This is a genomic window from Marinobacter halotolerans (assembly GCF_008795985.1).
Lineage (GTDB): Bacteria > Pseudomonadota > Gammaproteobacteria > Pseudomonadales > Oleiphilaceae > Marinobacter > Marinobacter halotolerans.
The window spans coordinates 1194424-1209005 of the sequence record NZ_VMHP01000001.1; the positions used below are offsets into that span (position 1 = coordinate 1194424).

The 14582-nt window shown below is 57.9% G+C and carries 15 protein-coding genes; 5 read left to right on the forward strand and 10 right to left on the reverse strand.

Features of this window, described 5'->3' with window-relative positions; genetic code table 11:
- The first annotated feature begins 58 nt into the window (after nt 1-58).
- From FPL19_RS05655 to FPL19_RS05665, 3 genes are all read left to right on the forward strand, one after another.
- A complete protein-coding gene (locus FPL19_RS05655; RefSeq protein WP_150911419.1) occupies nt 59-1261 on the forward strand; it encodes a lytic murein transglycosylase in 1203 nt (400 codons plus the stop codon).
- Between the two features lie 62 nt (nt 1262-1323).
- On the forward strand, nt 1324-2355 hold the full coding sequence (locus FPL19_RS05660) for a metal-dependent hydrolase (RefSeq protein ID WP_150911421.1): 1032 nt from the start codon (nt 1324-1326) through the stop codon (nt 2353-2355).
- Nucleotide 2356: 1 nt separating this feature from the next.
- Nucleotides 2357-3049, forward strand: coding sequence for a pseudouridine synthase (locus tag FPL19_RS05665; protein WP_150911423.1), 693 nt, complete (start codon nt 2357-2359; stop codon nt 3047-3049).
- Here FPL19_RS05665 and FPL19_RS05670 read toward each other — a convergent pair whose 3' ends face one another.
- The 6 genes from FPL19_RS05670 to ald all read right to left on the reverse strand — a co-directional run bounded on the left by FPL19_RS05670 (nt 3050) and on the right by ald (nt 8795).
- Nucleotides 3050-3529 (reverse strand): asparaginase domain-containing protein, encoded by a 480-nt coding sequence (locus tag FPL19_RS05670; RefSeq protein ID WP_150911425.1) that lies wholly within the window; start codon nt 3527-3529, stop codon nt 3050-3052.
- A 23-nt stretch (nt 3530-3552) separates the two neighbouring features.
- The gene (gene pbpG, locus FPL19_RS05675; protein ID WP_150911427.1) at nt 3553-4470 is read right to left on the reverse strand and encodes a D-alanyl-D-alanine endopeptidase; all 918 of its coding nucleotides are present in this window, start codon (nt 4468-4470) and stop codon (nt 3553-3555) included.
- A gap of 118 nt (nt 4471-4588) precedes the next feature.
- Complete coding sequence (gene ilvD, locus FPL19_RS05680) at nt 4589-6265, reverse strand: dihydroxy-acid dehydratase (RefSeq protein ID WP_150911429.1); 1677 nt, start codon at nt 6263-6265, stop codon at nt 4589-4591.
- Between the two features lie 109 nt (nt 6266-6374).
- Nucleotides 6375-6986 (reverse strand): Yip1 family protein, encoded by a 612-nt coding sequence (locus FPL19_RS05685; protein WP_150911431.1) that lies wholly within the window; start codon nt 6984-6986, stop codon nt 6375-6377.
- A 100-nt stretch (nt 6987-7086) separates the two neighbouring features.
- Nucleotides 7087-7659 carry a glutathione S-transferase family protein gene (locus FPL19_RS05690; protein ID WP_150911433.1) on the reverse strand — a complete coding sequence of 191 codons (573 nt, stop codon included), beginning with the start codon at nt 7657-7659 and terminating at the stop codon, nt 7087-7089.
- A 23-nt stretch (nt 7660-7682) separates the two neighbouring features.
- Nucleotides 7683-8795, reverse strand: coding sequence for an alanine dehydrogenase (gene ald / locus FPL19_RS05695; protein ID WP_150911435.1), 1113 nt, complete (start codon nt 8793-8795; stop codon nt 7683-7685).
- 223 nt (nt 8796-9018) lie between these two features.
- Here ald and FPL19_RS05700 point away from each other — a divergent pair, with 223 nt between their 5' ends.
- Nucleotides 9019-9402, forward strand: coding sequence for a PAS domain-containing protein (locus FPL19_RS05700; protein ID WP_150911437.1), 384 nt, complete (start codon nt 9019-9021; stop codon nt 9400-9402).
- Between the two features lie 63 nt (nt 9403-9465).
- Complete coding sequence (locus FPL19_RS05705) at nt 9466-10272, forward strand: dienelactone hydrolase family protein (RefSeq protein WP_150911439.1); 807 nt, start codon at nt 9466-9468, stop codon at nt 10270-10272.
- Nucleotides 10273-10281: 9 nt separating this feature from the next.
- On the opposite strand, the gene FPL19_RS05710 is transcribed toward FPL19_RS05705, so the two are convergent.
- The 4 genes from FPL19_RS05710 to FPL19_RS05725 form a co-directional block, all read right to left on the reverse strand.
- Nucleotides 10282-10977, reverse strand: coding sequence for a lysophospholipid acyltransferase family protein (locus FPL19_RS05710; RefSeq protein WP_150911441.1), 696 nt, complete (start codon nt 10975-10977; stop codon nt 10282-10284).
- Between the two features lie 136 nt (nt 10978-11113).
- Nucleotides 11114-11320, reverse strand: coding sequence for a cold-shock protein (locus FPL19_RS05715; RefSeq protein WP_150911443.1), 207 nt, complete (start codon nt 11318-11320; stop codon nt 11114-11116).
- 237 nt (nt 11321-11557) lie between these two features.
- Nucleotides 11558-11938: a fluoride efflux transporter CrcB gene (gene crcB, locus FPL19_RS05720; RefSeq protein WP_150911445.1), complete on the reverse strand. Its 381-nt coding sequence runs from the start codon at nt 11936-11938 to the stop codon at nt 11558-11560.
- Nucleotides 11939-12044: 106 nt separating this feature from the next.
- Nucleotides 12045-14492, reverse strand: coding sequence for an acyl-CoA dehydrogenase (locus FPL19_RS05725; RefSeq protein WP_150911447.1), 2448 nt, complete (start codon nt 14490-14492; stop codon nt 12045-12047).
- Nucleotides 14493-14582 lie beyond the last annotated feature (90 nt).

Sequence of the window (14582 nt, forward strand, 5' to 3'; positions counted from 1 at the left end):
GTTCCGCGTGCCCTACCAAGCGCCACAAAAACGTTCAGCAAGATGGCTGGGCCGGCTGATGACTATCGCCGGTTTTCTTGCGACAAGTGCCATGGTCAACCCTGCAATGGCGCAGTCGCAGACCCAGACCCAGCCAACCAGTGACTTTGACCAGTGCCTGGCAGAGCTCGGGGAAACGGCCGTTCGTGCCGGCGTATCCCGAGAAACCGCGACGGCGGTGGTCGCCGGAGTCGAGCAGATTGAGCGGGTGATCGAGCTCGACCGCAAACAGCCCGAGTTCACAACAACCTTCGCCGACTACCTGAATCGCCGGGTCAATGAGAGCCGGATTCAGCAGGGTCGCGAACTACTAAAGACCCATCGGGATCTGCTGAACCGGGTCACCCGGGAAACCGGTGTGCCGGGCCCCTACTTGCTGGCCTTCTGGGGTCTGGAGACCAATTTTGGTTCCTATTTCGGCAAGATGTCGGTGCCCGGCTCCCTGGCCACCCTGGCCTGCGATGAGCGTCGCAGCGAATTTTTCACCCGGCAGTGGGTTGCAGCGCTGCAGATTATTGATGAGGGTGCGATCCCTGCTGAACAGATGGAAGGCTCCTGGGCCGGTGCCATGGGCCACGTGCAGTTCATGCCGACGGTGTTCCTGGAGCATGCAGTGGATGCAGACGGCGACGGCCGCCGGGACTTGTGGAACAGCCTGCCGGATGCCCTGATGTCGGCCGGCCACTTCCTGGAGTCCATGGGCTGGAACGGCGACTACCGCTGGGGCCGGGAAGTACTGCTGCCGGAGAACTTTGACTACCGCCTGTCCGATGGCCGTGAACTGCCTCTGGCGAAATGGCGGGAGATGGGCATTACCGACGCTTTCGGCCGGCCCCTCGCCCGGGAAGATATAGACGCCTCCCTACTGGTGCCCGCCGGGCATCGCGGCCCCGCCTTCCTGGTGTACCATAACTTCGACGTGATCATGGGCTGGAACCGCTCTGAGTTCTATGCCATTGCCGTTGGTCACCTGGCGGACCGGATTGCCGGCGCCGGTGGCCTTCAGGTGCCGCCGCCGGAGGATCTCCCGGCCCTGTCCCGCCAGCAGATTCTTGATCTTCAGCAGGCTCTGGCCAGCCGCGGGTATGATCCGGGCCCGATCGACGGGATTCTGGGCTCGGGCACACGGTCAGCAATCCGGGAATTCCAGAAAGCCAACGACCTGGTGGCGGACGGTTATCCGGGCATCCCGGTGCTCAACGCCGTGGGCATAGATACCTGATCCAAAACCGGACTCAGGGCCTATATCTGGGCTTTGCCAGCAAGTGAGGTTGAACGGCGTTCATGGATTCCATTACACAAGCGGCGCTGGGTGCGTCACTGGCCGGCGCTATTGGCGGCAAAACCCTGGGGCGCTCTTCGCTGCTGATCGGGGCGGTGCTGGGAACACTGCCCGATATGGATGTGGTGATCGATTACGGCAGTGCGATTGCGAATTTCTCCCAGCACCGGGGCTTCAGTCACTCTCTACTGATCCTGTTTCCACTGTCACTGTTGCTGGCCTGGCTTCTGAATCGCTGGCGCCCGGCGCTGGGTTATGGCCGCTGGCTATGGCTCACCGGTCTGATTCTGCTGACCCACCCGATACTCGACTCGTTCACCACCTACGGCACCCAGATCTTCTGGCCTTTTTACGAGGCGGTGGCCATCAGCAGTATTTTCATTATTGATCCGCTTTACACACTGCCGCTACTGGCCGGCGTGTTTATTTTCCTGCTGCGCGGTCCTGCAACCCGGGCGGTAACGGTGGGACTGGCGTTGTCGACACTCTACCTGGGCTGGACGCTGGTAGCGCAACAGATAATCTCCAGCCGTGTAGACCCGGCGCTGGCCGAAGCAGGCCTGAAGGACGCTCCCCGGCTGGTACAGCCCATGCCGTTCAATACCCTGCTCTGGCGGGTAACGGTACAGAACGAGGAACAGCGGGTTGAGATCATCACCGGATTCCTGGACGGCGATGCCCCGCTCGTACTTCAGTTTTTCCCGCTTCAACCGGAACTGGCAAAGGCTGCCCAAGCCAGCGCTGAAGCGCGCCGGCTGGAATGGTTCACCGATGGCCTGGTCGCCTATGGCCTTGAGGGCCAGACCCTGACCGCCACGGATATCCGCCTGGGCCTTCCCGGCGCTCATCCTTTTGTCTTTACTCTGGGGCGCTATAATGGGCAGGGCTTAATGCCTGAGCCCAGCACACGGATTCCGCGACCGGAGATCCGTGGTGATCTGCTTCGTGTCCTTTGGCAACGGACCACGGGTCAGGCCACCACCCTGTGCCTTGCCAGCCTGACTATTCCAGCATCCGGAGAGACCTGTTCCTGACATGCGCCTGGACTTTTTCATCGCCAATGCCACTGATCTTTCCCGGAAAGACGCAAAGCGGGCCATCGGCAAGGGGCGGGTTGAACGCAACGGACATCCTTGTCGACAGGCTTCGGCCAGTGTTGAAGCGGAAGACACAATCACCCTGGATGGAGCTAGCCTGGCCCTGCCGGGGCAGCGCTATCTGATGTTGTTCAAGCCAGAGGGTGTTATCAGTGCCACCACTGACAGCAATCAGCCCACGGCGCTGGATCTGCTGCCCGCCGGGCTGCGGGATGGGCTGCACATTGCCGGCCGACTGGACAAGGACACCACCGGCCTGCTGCTACTGACCACCGATGGCGCCTGGTCCCATCGCATTACTGCTCCCCGCGCCGCCTGCCGCAAGACCTACCGGGTGGGGCTGGATGAGCCAATCAGCCGGGATGCAATCTCCCAGCTGGAAACCGGTGTGATGCTCAAAGACGAATCGGCACCAACCCTGCCTGCAGGGGTCCAGCTGATCGACGATCGGACGATGGAGTTAACCATTCAGGAAGGACGCTACCATCAGATCAAACGGATGATGGCAGCGGTGGGCCACCATGTGAGCGCACTGCACCGGTTGCGGATTGGCGATATCACTCTGGATGCTGATCTGGCCCCCGGCGAATACCGGGATCTGACATTGGACGAAATCCGCAGCGTTAGCTGATCAGGCCCGTTCAAACCGTTTGTCTTTGACGTTCTTGCGTACCGCACCGGCCTCGAAAACCTCACCGTTCATGGCGATGTAGACCCCCGGCGGCAGCAGACCTACGGCGGCCCAGGCAAACCCCAGATTGAAAACCGCATCACTGCGGCGCATCCGCGCCGGCTGCATGGCGCCAAAAAGCACGATTGTTTTATCGCGCACGTCCTTGAGCGCTTCCGCCGTCTGGGCCATGGTGTCGGTACCATGGGTAATCAGAATACGCGTGGCGTTGGTCTCGCCGACCGCCTCAACGATGACATCCCGGTCGTCTTCGGTCATATCAAGGCTGTCTTTGCGCATCAGTTCAAGTAGGCGGTAGCCCTCGTGAATATTGGCTTCCGTCAGCAGTTCCTGCAGCAGGGTGTCGCCAATCTCGAACTCGCTTTTGGCGTCAAAGTAGACTTTGTCGATGGTACCGCCAGTGGTCAGAATCGTGATCATGGAGCGAGTCCTTTCCAGAACAGTCAATTTGCCGAAACGGAAGAATCTGTCTCAGAGTAGGTTTCGTTTTTCTGGCGTGCATAGTCGCGGGCGGCGGCCGCAACACTGCCACTGCTTCCGGTGCTTAGCCAGCGGCGGATTCGCCCGGCGTCACCCATGGGGGAGCGGGTACCCAGCGAATCCAGCAGCACCGTGACCAGCTGCTTGCCTTCGAACTCCAGCAGCATCACCAGGCAACGACCGGCCTCTGAGAGATAGCCGGTTTTGCTGATATCCACTCCCCAGCTCTCGCGGTGAACCAGCGCGTTGGTATTGCCAAAGGGCAGCCGGTAGCGCGGCCCGCGGAATCGGGCGGTAAAATAGCGTGTTGTGGAGTACTCGCTGATTTCAGGATGTTTGTTGGCGGCGACCACCAGCTTGACCAGATCAGAGGCAGAGGCCCGGTTATCGACGGACAGGCCGGTGGGGTCTACAAAGACGGTGTTTTCCATGCCCAGTTCACGGGCCTTGGCGTTCATGTCAGCCACAAACGCATCGTAGCCGCCGGGGTGGTGGCGAGCCAGTGTATAGGCGGCAAAGTTCTCGGAGGACATCAGGGCAATACGCAGCATATTGCCGCGCTGCAGCTCAGAGCCAATGCGAATGCGGGTATAGGCGTTAGCGGGTGCGGGAATATGGCGCTCTTTGAACTCAATCCATTCATTGAGCGACTGGCCGGATTCGAGTACCACCAGGGCCGTCATCAACTTGGTCACCGAAGCGATGGGCACCGCGCGGTCAGCGTTCTTTCCGTATACCAGGTCGTCGCCGTCTACGTAGGCCACCGCTGCGTTGACGGAAGCCAGACTGGGACCGTCCTCATCCTTTGTTTCCTGATGGCCGTGTGCCGGAGCCACCGCGTGAACGAGAACAACCAATAGAACAACTGCGAAACGGAGCATCTGCAAACCCTGAAATTGCGATCCATACAAGGGCCTGGAGCCCTGATTTAAAGGGCTATTATAGCACCCGGTGGCGTTGCCCGCCTGTATGGGCAGTGCCACCGGGATTACCGCTTGTTCAGGGTTTATCGGTTACCGCACCCTCGGAGGCCGAGCTTACAGTGCGGGCGTACTTCGCCAGAACACCCCGGGTAAAGCGCGGTGGTGGTGCCACCCAGGACTTGCGGCGACGCTCCAGTTCCTCGTCGGAGACATCCAGCTCGATACGGTTGGCCACTGCATCAATGGTCACCGTATCCCCGTTCTCAACCAGCGCCAGCGGGCCGCCATCGGCAGCTTCCGGGGTAATATGGCCCACCACGAAACCGTGGCTGCCGCCGGAAAAACGACCGTCGGTGATCAGAGCCACATCGTTACCCAGGCCCTTACCCATAATGGCGGATGTCGGGGTCAGCATCTCCCTCATACCCGGGCCACCCTTGGGGCCTTCGTAACGGATGACCAGCACATCCCCGGCCACGACCGTGCCGTCCATGATGCGTTCCTGGGCTTCTTCTTCAGAATGGAAAACCCGGGCCCGGCCGGTGAAATGGGTGCCTTCCTTGCCAGTGATTTTCGCCACGGCACCAGTGGGTGCCAGATTGCCGTAGAGAATACGCAGGTGGCTATCTGCCTTGATCGGGTTGTCGAAGGCGTGAATGATGTCCTGACCCTGAGGATAGGGGTCAATACCCGCCAGGTTCTCCGCCAGTGTATTACCGGTGACCGTCAGACAGCCACCGTGCAGCAGGCCGCGATCAAGCAGCATCTTCATCAGCGGCTGGATGCCGCCAATGGCCACCAGCTCCGACATCATGTAGCGACCGCTGGGGCGCAGATCCGCCAGCACCGGGACTCGCTTGCCGATGGTCACGAAATCATCCAGGGTGAGCTCGACGCCAACGGTATTGGCCATGGCAATCAGGTGCAGTACCGCGTTGGTGGATCCGCCCAGGGCGATGACCACGGTGATGGCGTTCTCGAACGCTTCGCGGGTCATCACGTCAGAGGGCTTGATGTCTTTCTCAAGCAGATTGAGCACGGCGGCACCGGCAGCACGGCAGTCGGCGGCCTTGCTGTCCGATACCGCGTTCTGCGCGGAGCTTCCCGGCAGGCTCATGCCCATGGCCTCAATGGCAGACGCCATGGTGTTGGCTGTGTACATGCCGCCGCAGGAGCCAGGGCCGGGAATCGCGGTTTCTTCAATCTGCTTGACTTCGATCAGGTCCAGATCGCCGCGTGCATGGGCGCCCACCGCCTCGAATACAGAAATAATATCGGTATGGTTCTCGCCGGGCATAATGGTTCCGCCGTAGACGAAGACCGAGGGCCGGTTCAGCCGGGCCAGGCCCATCATGCAGCCCGGCATGTTCTTGTCACAGCCGCCAATGGCCACCAGACCGTCGAAGCCCTCGCAACCGGCGACGGTCTCGATGGAGTCGGCAATGACTTCCCGGGACACCAGAGAATACTTCATGCCCTCGGTGCCATTGGCGATACCATCAGAGATGGTAATGGTGTTAAAGGTCAGGCTCTTGCCACCGGCTTCATCAGCACCCGCCGCCGATTCCTGCGCCAGTTTGTCAATGTGCATGTTGCAGGGAGTCAGATTGCTCCAGGTGGACGCAATACCAATCTGCGGCTTGCGAAAGTCCTCGTCCTTGAAGCCCACGGCCCGCAGCATGGCCCGGCTTGCAGATTTTCCCAGTCCATCTACAACCGGCGCGGAATAACGACGGCGTTTGTCGTCTGTCATGACCTTTTTCTCCATATTTTCGTAGCTGAAATCTTGTCGGCCCGACTGAAAAACGGGCGGTCTTCTCAGACCGCCCGTTCTGTATTCAATGGGTGGGCCAGCGCCGGGCCTAGCCGTTTACGTAGACCGGCCCGAAGCCATAATTCCACAGGATGACCGAACCAACCCGAGTTGATACCAGAATCACCAGGGCTACCGTCAGCAGCGCGCCGGAGTACATCAGGGCCTGATCCTTGGGAATGCCCATAACAATCGGCAGGCCGTCGAACATGAGCCAGGCGCCATAACAGGCAGCGATCAGGAAAACGATGACGTTGAACCAGGGATTCGGATACAACAGGGCAAAACCCGCCATGAACAGAGGCGTGCAGGAGTAAGATGCCAGCGCAATCCCCCTGGAAGGTACCTGTTCCTCATGGGCACCATAGGTTCTGGCCATCCAGTTTATCGCGTACCCGAGGGCAAATACACCGACCAGTATGGCGAGATAGGTCAGAACACTTAACTGCATGGCACTGATTTCAGTGAACTTGATCAGTCGTTCGTTACCGACCGTCCAGCCAAACTGGGACGTCGAAATGTAGGCGCAAATCGGACCGATTGCCGCCAGAACCAGCACGTAGGCGACATAAAGCCGGCGCGGAGGCGCTTTTTCCTTGCGAATTGCTGCCCATTCGCTATCCGGGTGGGTAAAGAGTCCAAAAGCGTGATTCAGGAGCATCGCGGGAACCTCATCAATTCGTGTTGTATTGTGTTGTTATACTCCAACTATAACGAAATTGAACCGGGTAAACACCGGATTGGAAAAATTTATCTCCCGCTCAGCTCTGCCTGGGATCCGTTGCCTTCACATGGGGTTGATTCTGCATCCGGTCACGCCATGAAATCAGGCTTTCAACACCGGAAAAATCCACCAGATCCCGGAAATAGACCCAGTCAATCAGGCTAAAAAGGCAGATAGACGGGTAGTGCCAATGCTCGAACTGCCCTTCTTCCACCATGGCCGACAACGTTCTCATTGCCGTCATGATGCGTTCCCGCTGCAACTCGTAGAACAGGGCACCACTTTTGGTGTCAATGCCCGAGCGCTCCGAGAGCAACAGGATCACGGCGGAATCATTGGCCGCATCAATCAGTGTCAGCTGATTCTCCTGATCCCAGGACAATGCCGGCAGTTTCTGAACCTCACTGAGATAGCGTGCAATGACCCTCGAATCATAGATTTCCTGATTGCCGTCAATCAGCATGGGGATCTTCAGCGCAGGATTGTTGCGCCGCAGAACGTCGCGGTTTTCACCGTAGATATCAAGATTCACGAACTCGTAGTCGATATCTCCCAATAGCAGACGGGTACGACGCACGTAGGGTGAGGTAGTCGAGCCAAGAAGTTTCATGAGGTTACCTTTGCCAGCCAGTGTCAGATCAGTGATTCAGGGTCGCAGTAGGCATGGCCGGTTGCTTCGGCTACATGCTTGTGAGTTACCCTGCCCCGGTAGACGTTAAGCCCCGCCAGAAGATGGGCATCATCCTTCATTGCCTGCTCCGGCCCTTTGTCCGCCAACGCCGCGATAAACGGCAGGGTGACATTGTTCAGGGCCAGAGTCGACGTCCGGGCCACTGCACCGGGCATGTTGGCAACGCAATAATGCACAACCCCGTCCACTACATAAGTGGGAGCATCATGAGTAGTCGGCTTTGAAGTTTCGGTGCAACCACCCTGGTCGATGGCCACATCCACGATAACGCTACCTTCGGGCATCGCACGGATCATTTCCCGGGTGATCAGTTTAGGTGCGGACGCTCCCGGTATCAGCACACCGCCGATAACCAGATCCGCCTCTGTTACCGCTTCCTGCAGGGTCGCGGCAGTGGAGAAGAGAGTGCTGACCCGGTTGCCATACAGGTGATCCAGTTCGCGCAGCACATCCATGTTCCGATCCAGCACCGTGACCTGCGCCCCCAGGCCCACTGCCATGGCAAGGGCATTCTGCCCTACCACTCCACCGCCGACGATTGCCACTCTGGCGGGACTCACGCCGGGGACACCCCCAAGCAGAACCCCGCGACCTCCCAGTGATTTTTCCAGACAATGAGCGCCAGCCTGGATCGACATGCGCCCGGCCACTTCCGACATGGGAGCCAGCAGAGGCAACCGGCCGTGACGGTCAGTGACCGTTTCATAGGCAATACAGGTGGCACCGGATTCAACAAGGTCATCAGTCTGGACCTGGTCTGGCGCCAGGTGCAGATAGGTGAACAAAAGATGGTCAGGCGTAAGCAAAGACCGCTCATCAGGCTGGGGTTCTTTTACCTTGACGATCATCTGCGCAGCGGCAAACACCGACGGACCATCATCAACAATTTCGGCCCCAGCCCTGCGGTACTGTTCATCGCTAAAGCCAATACCCGCACCGGCGTCTGCCTGTACGTAAACGGTGTGACCATGGCCACAAAGCTCATGGACGGCCGCCGGCGTCATGCCTACCCGATACTCATGGTTCTTGATTTCTTTTGGAACGCCGATTTTCATGGCTGGCCTCTCTGGTCAGTCCTTTGTGCTACCGTCTTGTGCACGTGAACATAACACTCAGTGTAGTAAACAGCGCCGGTATGCGCAGCGACATTTGAAAGCACTGACTTCAGGAGATCGGTAGCAGAGTTCAGCGTCCGGAACAGATACAGAGGCAGGTGTAGTTCGTAGAATTGGCGGTCATCCATTTCACAAGACCAATCTTTAGTGCAAAGGGACATGTATGGACAATTCTGAAGACGTACTGCAGTCGCCACTTTTTCAAACCGTAGCCAGCCTGGCTTTTGAATCGATTATGGTGACAAAAGCGACATCCGATCATAAGAACTCTGTGATCATTTTTGTGAACCAGGCATTTTCCAACCTTACCGGCTACTCTGCAGAAGAGGTTATCGGAAAGACGCCGGGACTGCTCCAGGGGCCGGAAACAGAGAGCGGAGTGAAGGAGCGTTTGGCTGAAGATCTGAAGAACAACCGGACCTTTCACGGCAACACCATCAATTACCGTAAAGATGGCTCCGCTTTTACCATTGAGTGGAAGATTTCACCGTTAATGAACGGGGACCAGGTCACTCACTATGTGGCAGTCCAGAGAGCGATTGATTAGGGGTGAGGCGTAGTAAAAGAGTCCGGCACCGGATAAGCGATTGACCTAACGGAGAAATGACATATGAAAACAATCAGATATGGGCTGGCCGCAACAGCAGCGGTTGCCCTCACGCTTGCAAGCGCACAGGTATCGGCAGCAATGCAGACAGAGACTGTGGAGTACCAGGTTAATGGCAAGACCTTCACCGGCTACATGGCCTACGACGACGATATCGACGGAAAACGCCCCGGCGTTCTGGTTGTTCACGAATGGTGGGGTCATAACGAATTTGCACGGGAACAGGCGGAAAAACTGGCCTTGGAGGGTTATACCGCCTTCGCTCTTGACATGTATGGCTCCGGAAAGCTGGCGAAGCATCCCGAGGACGCCAAAAGCTTTATGCAGGAAGCCACCAAGGACATGGACCAGGTCAAGGCACGCTTCATGGCCGCCAAAAACCTGCTGCAGCAACACGTCAGCGTTGACCCCAGCCGGATTGCTGCCCAGGGCTACTGCTTTGGCGGTGCCGTAGTTCTGAACATGGCGCGCCTGGGTGTCGATCTGGATGCCGTCGTGAGCTACCACGGCGCACTGGGCAGCCCCATCAGCGCCGAAGCGGGCAAGGTAGAGCCTCGCATCCACGTATACACCGGCGGGGCAGACAAGATGGTGCCTTCCGAACAGGTCGCCGGGCTGGTCAAAGAAATGCAGGACGCCGAAGTGGACCTCACTCTGGTGAGCTTCCCGGGGGTGCTTCATTCCTTTACCAATCCTGGAGCTGACCAGATTGCCGAGGAGTTCGGCATGCCCGTCGCCTATGATCAGAATGCAGCGTCCCGTTCCTGGGAAGGAACCCTGGAACTGTATAGCGAGGTGTTCGGCAACTGAGATGTTTAATTAAAGGGCACTGCCAATCGTGCCCTTCACCTCTGAACTGAGTTCATCCGTTTCGCGGCCGGCTGTTTCCACCGGTTGGTGGATTACAATCTCGATCAGCCCCGGTGAGAACGCCGCTGTTCCCTTGGGCAGCCGGTCGTGGGACCCGCGAATCGTGACGGGCAGAATCGGCAGTTGTCCATCCCGGGCAATCACAAAGCCACCTTTCTTGAAAGGCAGCAGCCGGCCATCCCACGAACGGGTTCCCTCCGGAAATATCAGGATACTGGTTGCCTCCGGCAGCTGGGCCACACCCCGTTTGATGCTTTCCAGCGCATCGCTGCCGCGCGAACGGTCAATGAACAGATTCCGTGAGGTTTCCAGCGCCAGCCCGAATAACGGTACCTTTCGCACCTCCTTCTTGATCACCCATCGATACTGAAGACCCAGCGCCAACACCAGAGCCGGCGGGTCGAAGAAAGAGGCATGATTACTGAGGATGACATAGCGCCGGGCAGGATCAATGTGTTCCCGCCCGCTGACACGAAGCCGAATGCCCGCCAGACGGAGAATACACCAGGCGAAAACCTGGGTACCGTGAAAAGCAGCATTGCCACTGCGGCCCAGGAGCGCGGCAATGACGATGGGAAAGAACAGAATCAGTGTCAGCAACGCGGCCCAGAATAGTATCCAGACGGCTTTCAAAAGACTCAGCATACACACCCTGGGCATGAATCAGGTCAGGTTATCAAAGATGGTAGGGCTTAAAAGATGTCACAAGCGGATAAGAATGACAAAATCCGGGCATAAAAAAAGGCAGCCTAAGCTGCCTTTCTCACGAATCTGCGGTCAATTAGACGGCAGTTACGTTTTCCGCCTGAGGACCTTTCTGGCCCTGGGTAACGGTGAACTCAACCTGCTGGCCTTCTGCCAGGGTCTTGAAACCGCTGCCCTGAATTGCGCTGTAGTGAACGAATACGTCCGGGCCGCCTTCACGAGTGATAAAGCCAAAGCCTTTAGCTTCGTTGAAGAACTTAACAGTACCGGTAGTAGTAGACATATCTTAAACTTCCTGAAATCAATCACTTAATGTGCCGCCGGGCATCACCATGATGAACGGTCAGCGTTTACGGAAAAACAGAAATCGCGGAATCAAAAACAGGACGTTCACTACTTACTGCGGAGATTCGTCTTGATCATGAATGCTTTACTAATCTTTCCTACAGAACTGACTCTACTCCTAGTTAATCCCGTTGCCAAGAGTAAATTTATGTTATTGGATAAGTAGTGTTACCCATCATCCCCGCAGCAGGCCAAAGGTGTAGATGCCAATGGCCGTCATCAGCAGCGATCCGACAACGTGAGCGGCAATTCCCGCCAGGGCCATGCCCCATTTGCCTTCCTGCAGCGCAGTGAGCATTTCCAGGGAAAAAGTAGAGAAGGTTGTCAGTGCGCCACACAGGCCGGTAATAGCAAACAGTCGCCATTCCGGCGCCAGCGAGGTGCCCTGGGCGAAATAACCAATCAGCAGGCCAATCAGCCAACCGCCAGACAGATTGGCAACCAGGGTGCCGTAGGGAACGGCGTGATAGCTGGTATTGAGCCACAGGCCCAGGAACCATCTGAGGTTGGCACCGATGACCGCTCCAGCGCTGACTGCAATGACTGATAACCACATGGCTCTTTTCCCGTTTCCTGGAGTTCCATCGATTGGCGTCCCCTCCGGATACTACCAAAAAAAAGGGCGCCACGATGGCGCCCTTTTTACGACCTTGCCCGATTTATCAGCCTACGTTGTGGCTGATCAGGCTGTCCTTGTTAGCGGCGAACGCCTCAAACGGGAAGTCGTCGACGGTCAGCATTTCAAGAACGACTTCTTCATACTGACGCATGAAGTCGGCCTCTTCCTTGGAGAAGATGTCCGCCTTCAGAGCTTCTTCGAAGCGCTCTTCCGGGTGCAGCGCTGTCATTGGAAGCTGGCCTTTGGCATAAGCCTTGGTGACCTTGCGGTACAGGGCTTCAGCCTTGTCGTAGTCTTTCAGCAGACCGTTGTAACGAGCCACCGGGTTCTCCACTGTGCCTTCCTCGTTGGTGCTCCAGACGCTTTCAAGCAGCTTGGTGCGTACCGGGCTATCAGTGGATATGGCACGGGCCAGGCTTCTGGAAAGATCGTCGTGGGGCTTGTCCCAGCGACGTCCCAGCGGCATGGTAATGCCACGCAGGACCATCGCTACGGCGCGGTTCGGCAGGTTCTGCAGGAATTCATCCAGTGCGTTTTCTGCGCGGTTAAGCAGCATCGACAGGCTGTATTCCATCAGATCCCGCTCGCCGTCCACCGGCTGGTTCTCGTGCCACTGCTTCAATACCATGGACGCCAGGTACATATTCGCCAGAATGTCGCCAAGGCGGGCGGAAATCAGCTCACGCATCTTGAGCTCTGAACCCAGTGTCGTCATCGCCGCATCGGAACACAGGCCGAAGGCCGCACTGAAGCGGGCAACGCCCTGGGCGTATTTGCGGGCAACATTGTCGAACGGCACGTCTGTTTTGCCGATACCAAACGCCAGGGTCAGTGCCCGGGCGGCGTTGCCGAAGATCAGGCCGGCATGGCCGAAGAAGGCCTCGTCGAATGCCTTGACGTCGTCATTGTCCTTGGCCGCCAGCTCTTTCAGCACGTACGGATGGCAGCGGATCGCGCCCTGCCCGAAGATCATCAGGCTGCGGGTCATGATATTCGCGCCCTCAACCGTGATGGAAACGGCCGCACCGCTATAGCCGATGCCCAGATAGTTGCGCGGGCCCAGAGTCACGGTTTTGCCGCCGTGGACATCCATCGCGTCCGTGAGCACGCTTCGCTGCATTTCGGTCAGGTGGTATTTCAGAATCGCCGAGGGCACAGCAGGCTTCTCGCCCTTGTCGATCATATTGGCGGTCTGGTTCACCGCGCACTGAGCGATATAGGTGCTGGAGGCGATGCGGGCCAGAGGCTCCTGGACACCTTCCATATCCGCCACCGGCGTATTGAACTGGCGGCGAATACGGGTAAAGCCACCCGAGGTACCCACGGAATAGGCAGCAGCGCCTGCAGCGCCGGACGGCAGGGTGATACAGCGCCCGACCGACAAGCACTCAACCAGCATGCGCCAGCCCTGGCCAGCCATTTCCTGGCCGCCGATGATGTAGTCAAGCGGGATGAACACGTCTTTGCCCTTGATCGGGCCGTTCATAAACGGGCTGCCGATAGGGCAATGGCGGCGACCGATTTCCATGCCGTCGGTGTCGCGGGGAATCAATGCACAGGTAATACCGTAGTCTTTGGTTTCCCCCAGCAGACCGTCAGGGTCGAACATACGGAAGGCCAGACCCACAACCGTGGCAATCGGTGCCAGGGTGATCCAGCGCTTCTCGAAATTCAGCTTGATGCCGACGGTTTCCTTGCCGTTGAACTTCTGCTTGCACACGATACCTGTGTCCGGCAGCGACGTGGCGTCAGAGCCGGCACGCGGGCCGGTCAGGCCAAAGCAGGGAATATCACGGCCATCGGCCAGACGGGGCAGATAGTGGTTCTTCTGCTCTTCGGTGCCGTATTTCACCAGCAGCTCACCGGGGCCGAGGGAGTTCGGCACGCCGACGGTGACCATCAGGGTCTCATTGCAGGCCAGACGCTGCAGCACGGCGCTCTGGGCCTTTGCGGAGAAATGCAGGCCGCCGTATTCCTCGGGAATAATCATGCCGAAGAAGCCTTCTTTCTTCAGGTATTCCCAAAGCTCGGGAGGCAGGTCAGCACGCTCGACACCAACGTCCCAGGCGTTACACATCGACGCGGCTTTAACGCACTGGTTGTCGACGAACGCCTGCTCCTTTTCAGTGAGTCCTGTGTTGCGATTGATCAACAGGTTGTGCCAGTCCGGACGACCGGTGAAAAGCTCGCCGTCCCAGCCTACGGTGCCGGCTTCCAGGGCCACTTTTTCGGTATCCGACACCTTCGGCGCCACTTTCTTGAACATGGCGAAAACCCGCGGAGTCAACCAGCTCTGGCGGAAGCCGGGAAGACCGGCCACAGCGGTGGCTGCTGCGCCAACGAGCAGAATCAGGCCCAACAGACCGGAGGCGAAGATCAGCGATAGAACGCCGGTAATGCCAAGCAGTCCGATCACAGGTTTGGCGCCGGCTTCCTTGCGCATCAGGGCCAGAAGCCCGACTACAGCAACCACAAGCAGAATAATCGTCATTTTCAACACTCTCTGTTTTCAATAACTTGAATAAAAATACCATCAATCATCTACGACTAAAGTACATCAACAGATGATGATTGAATAGCA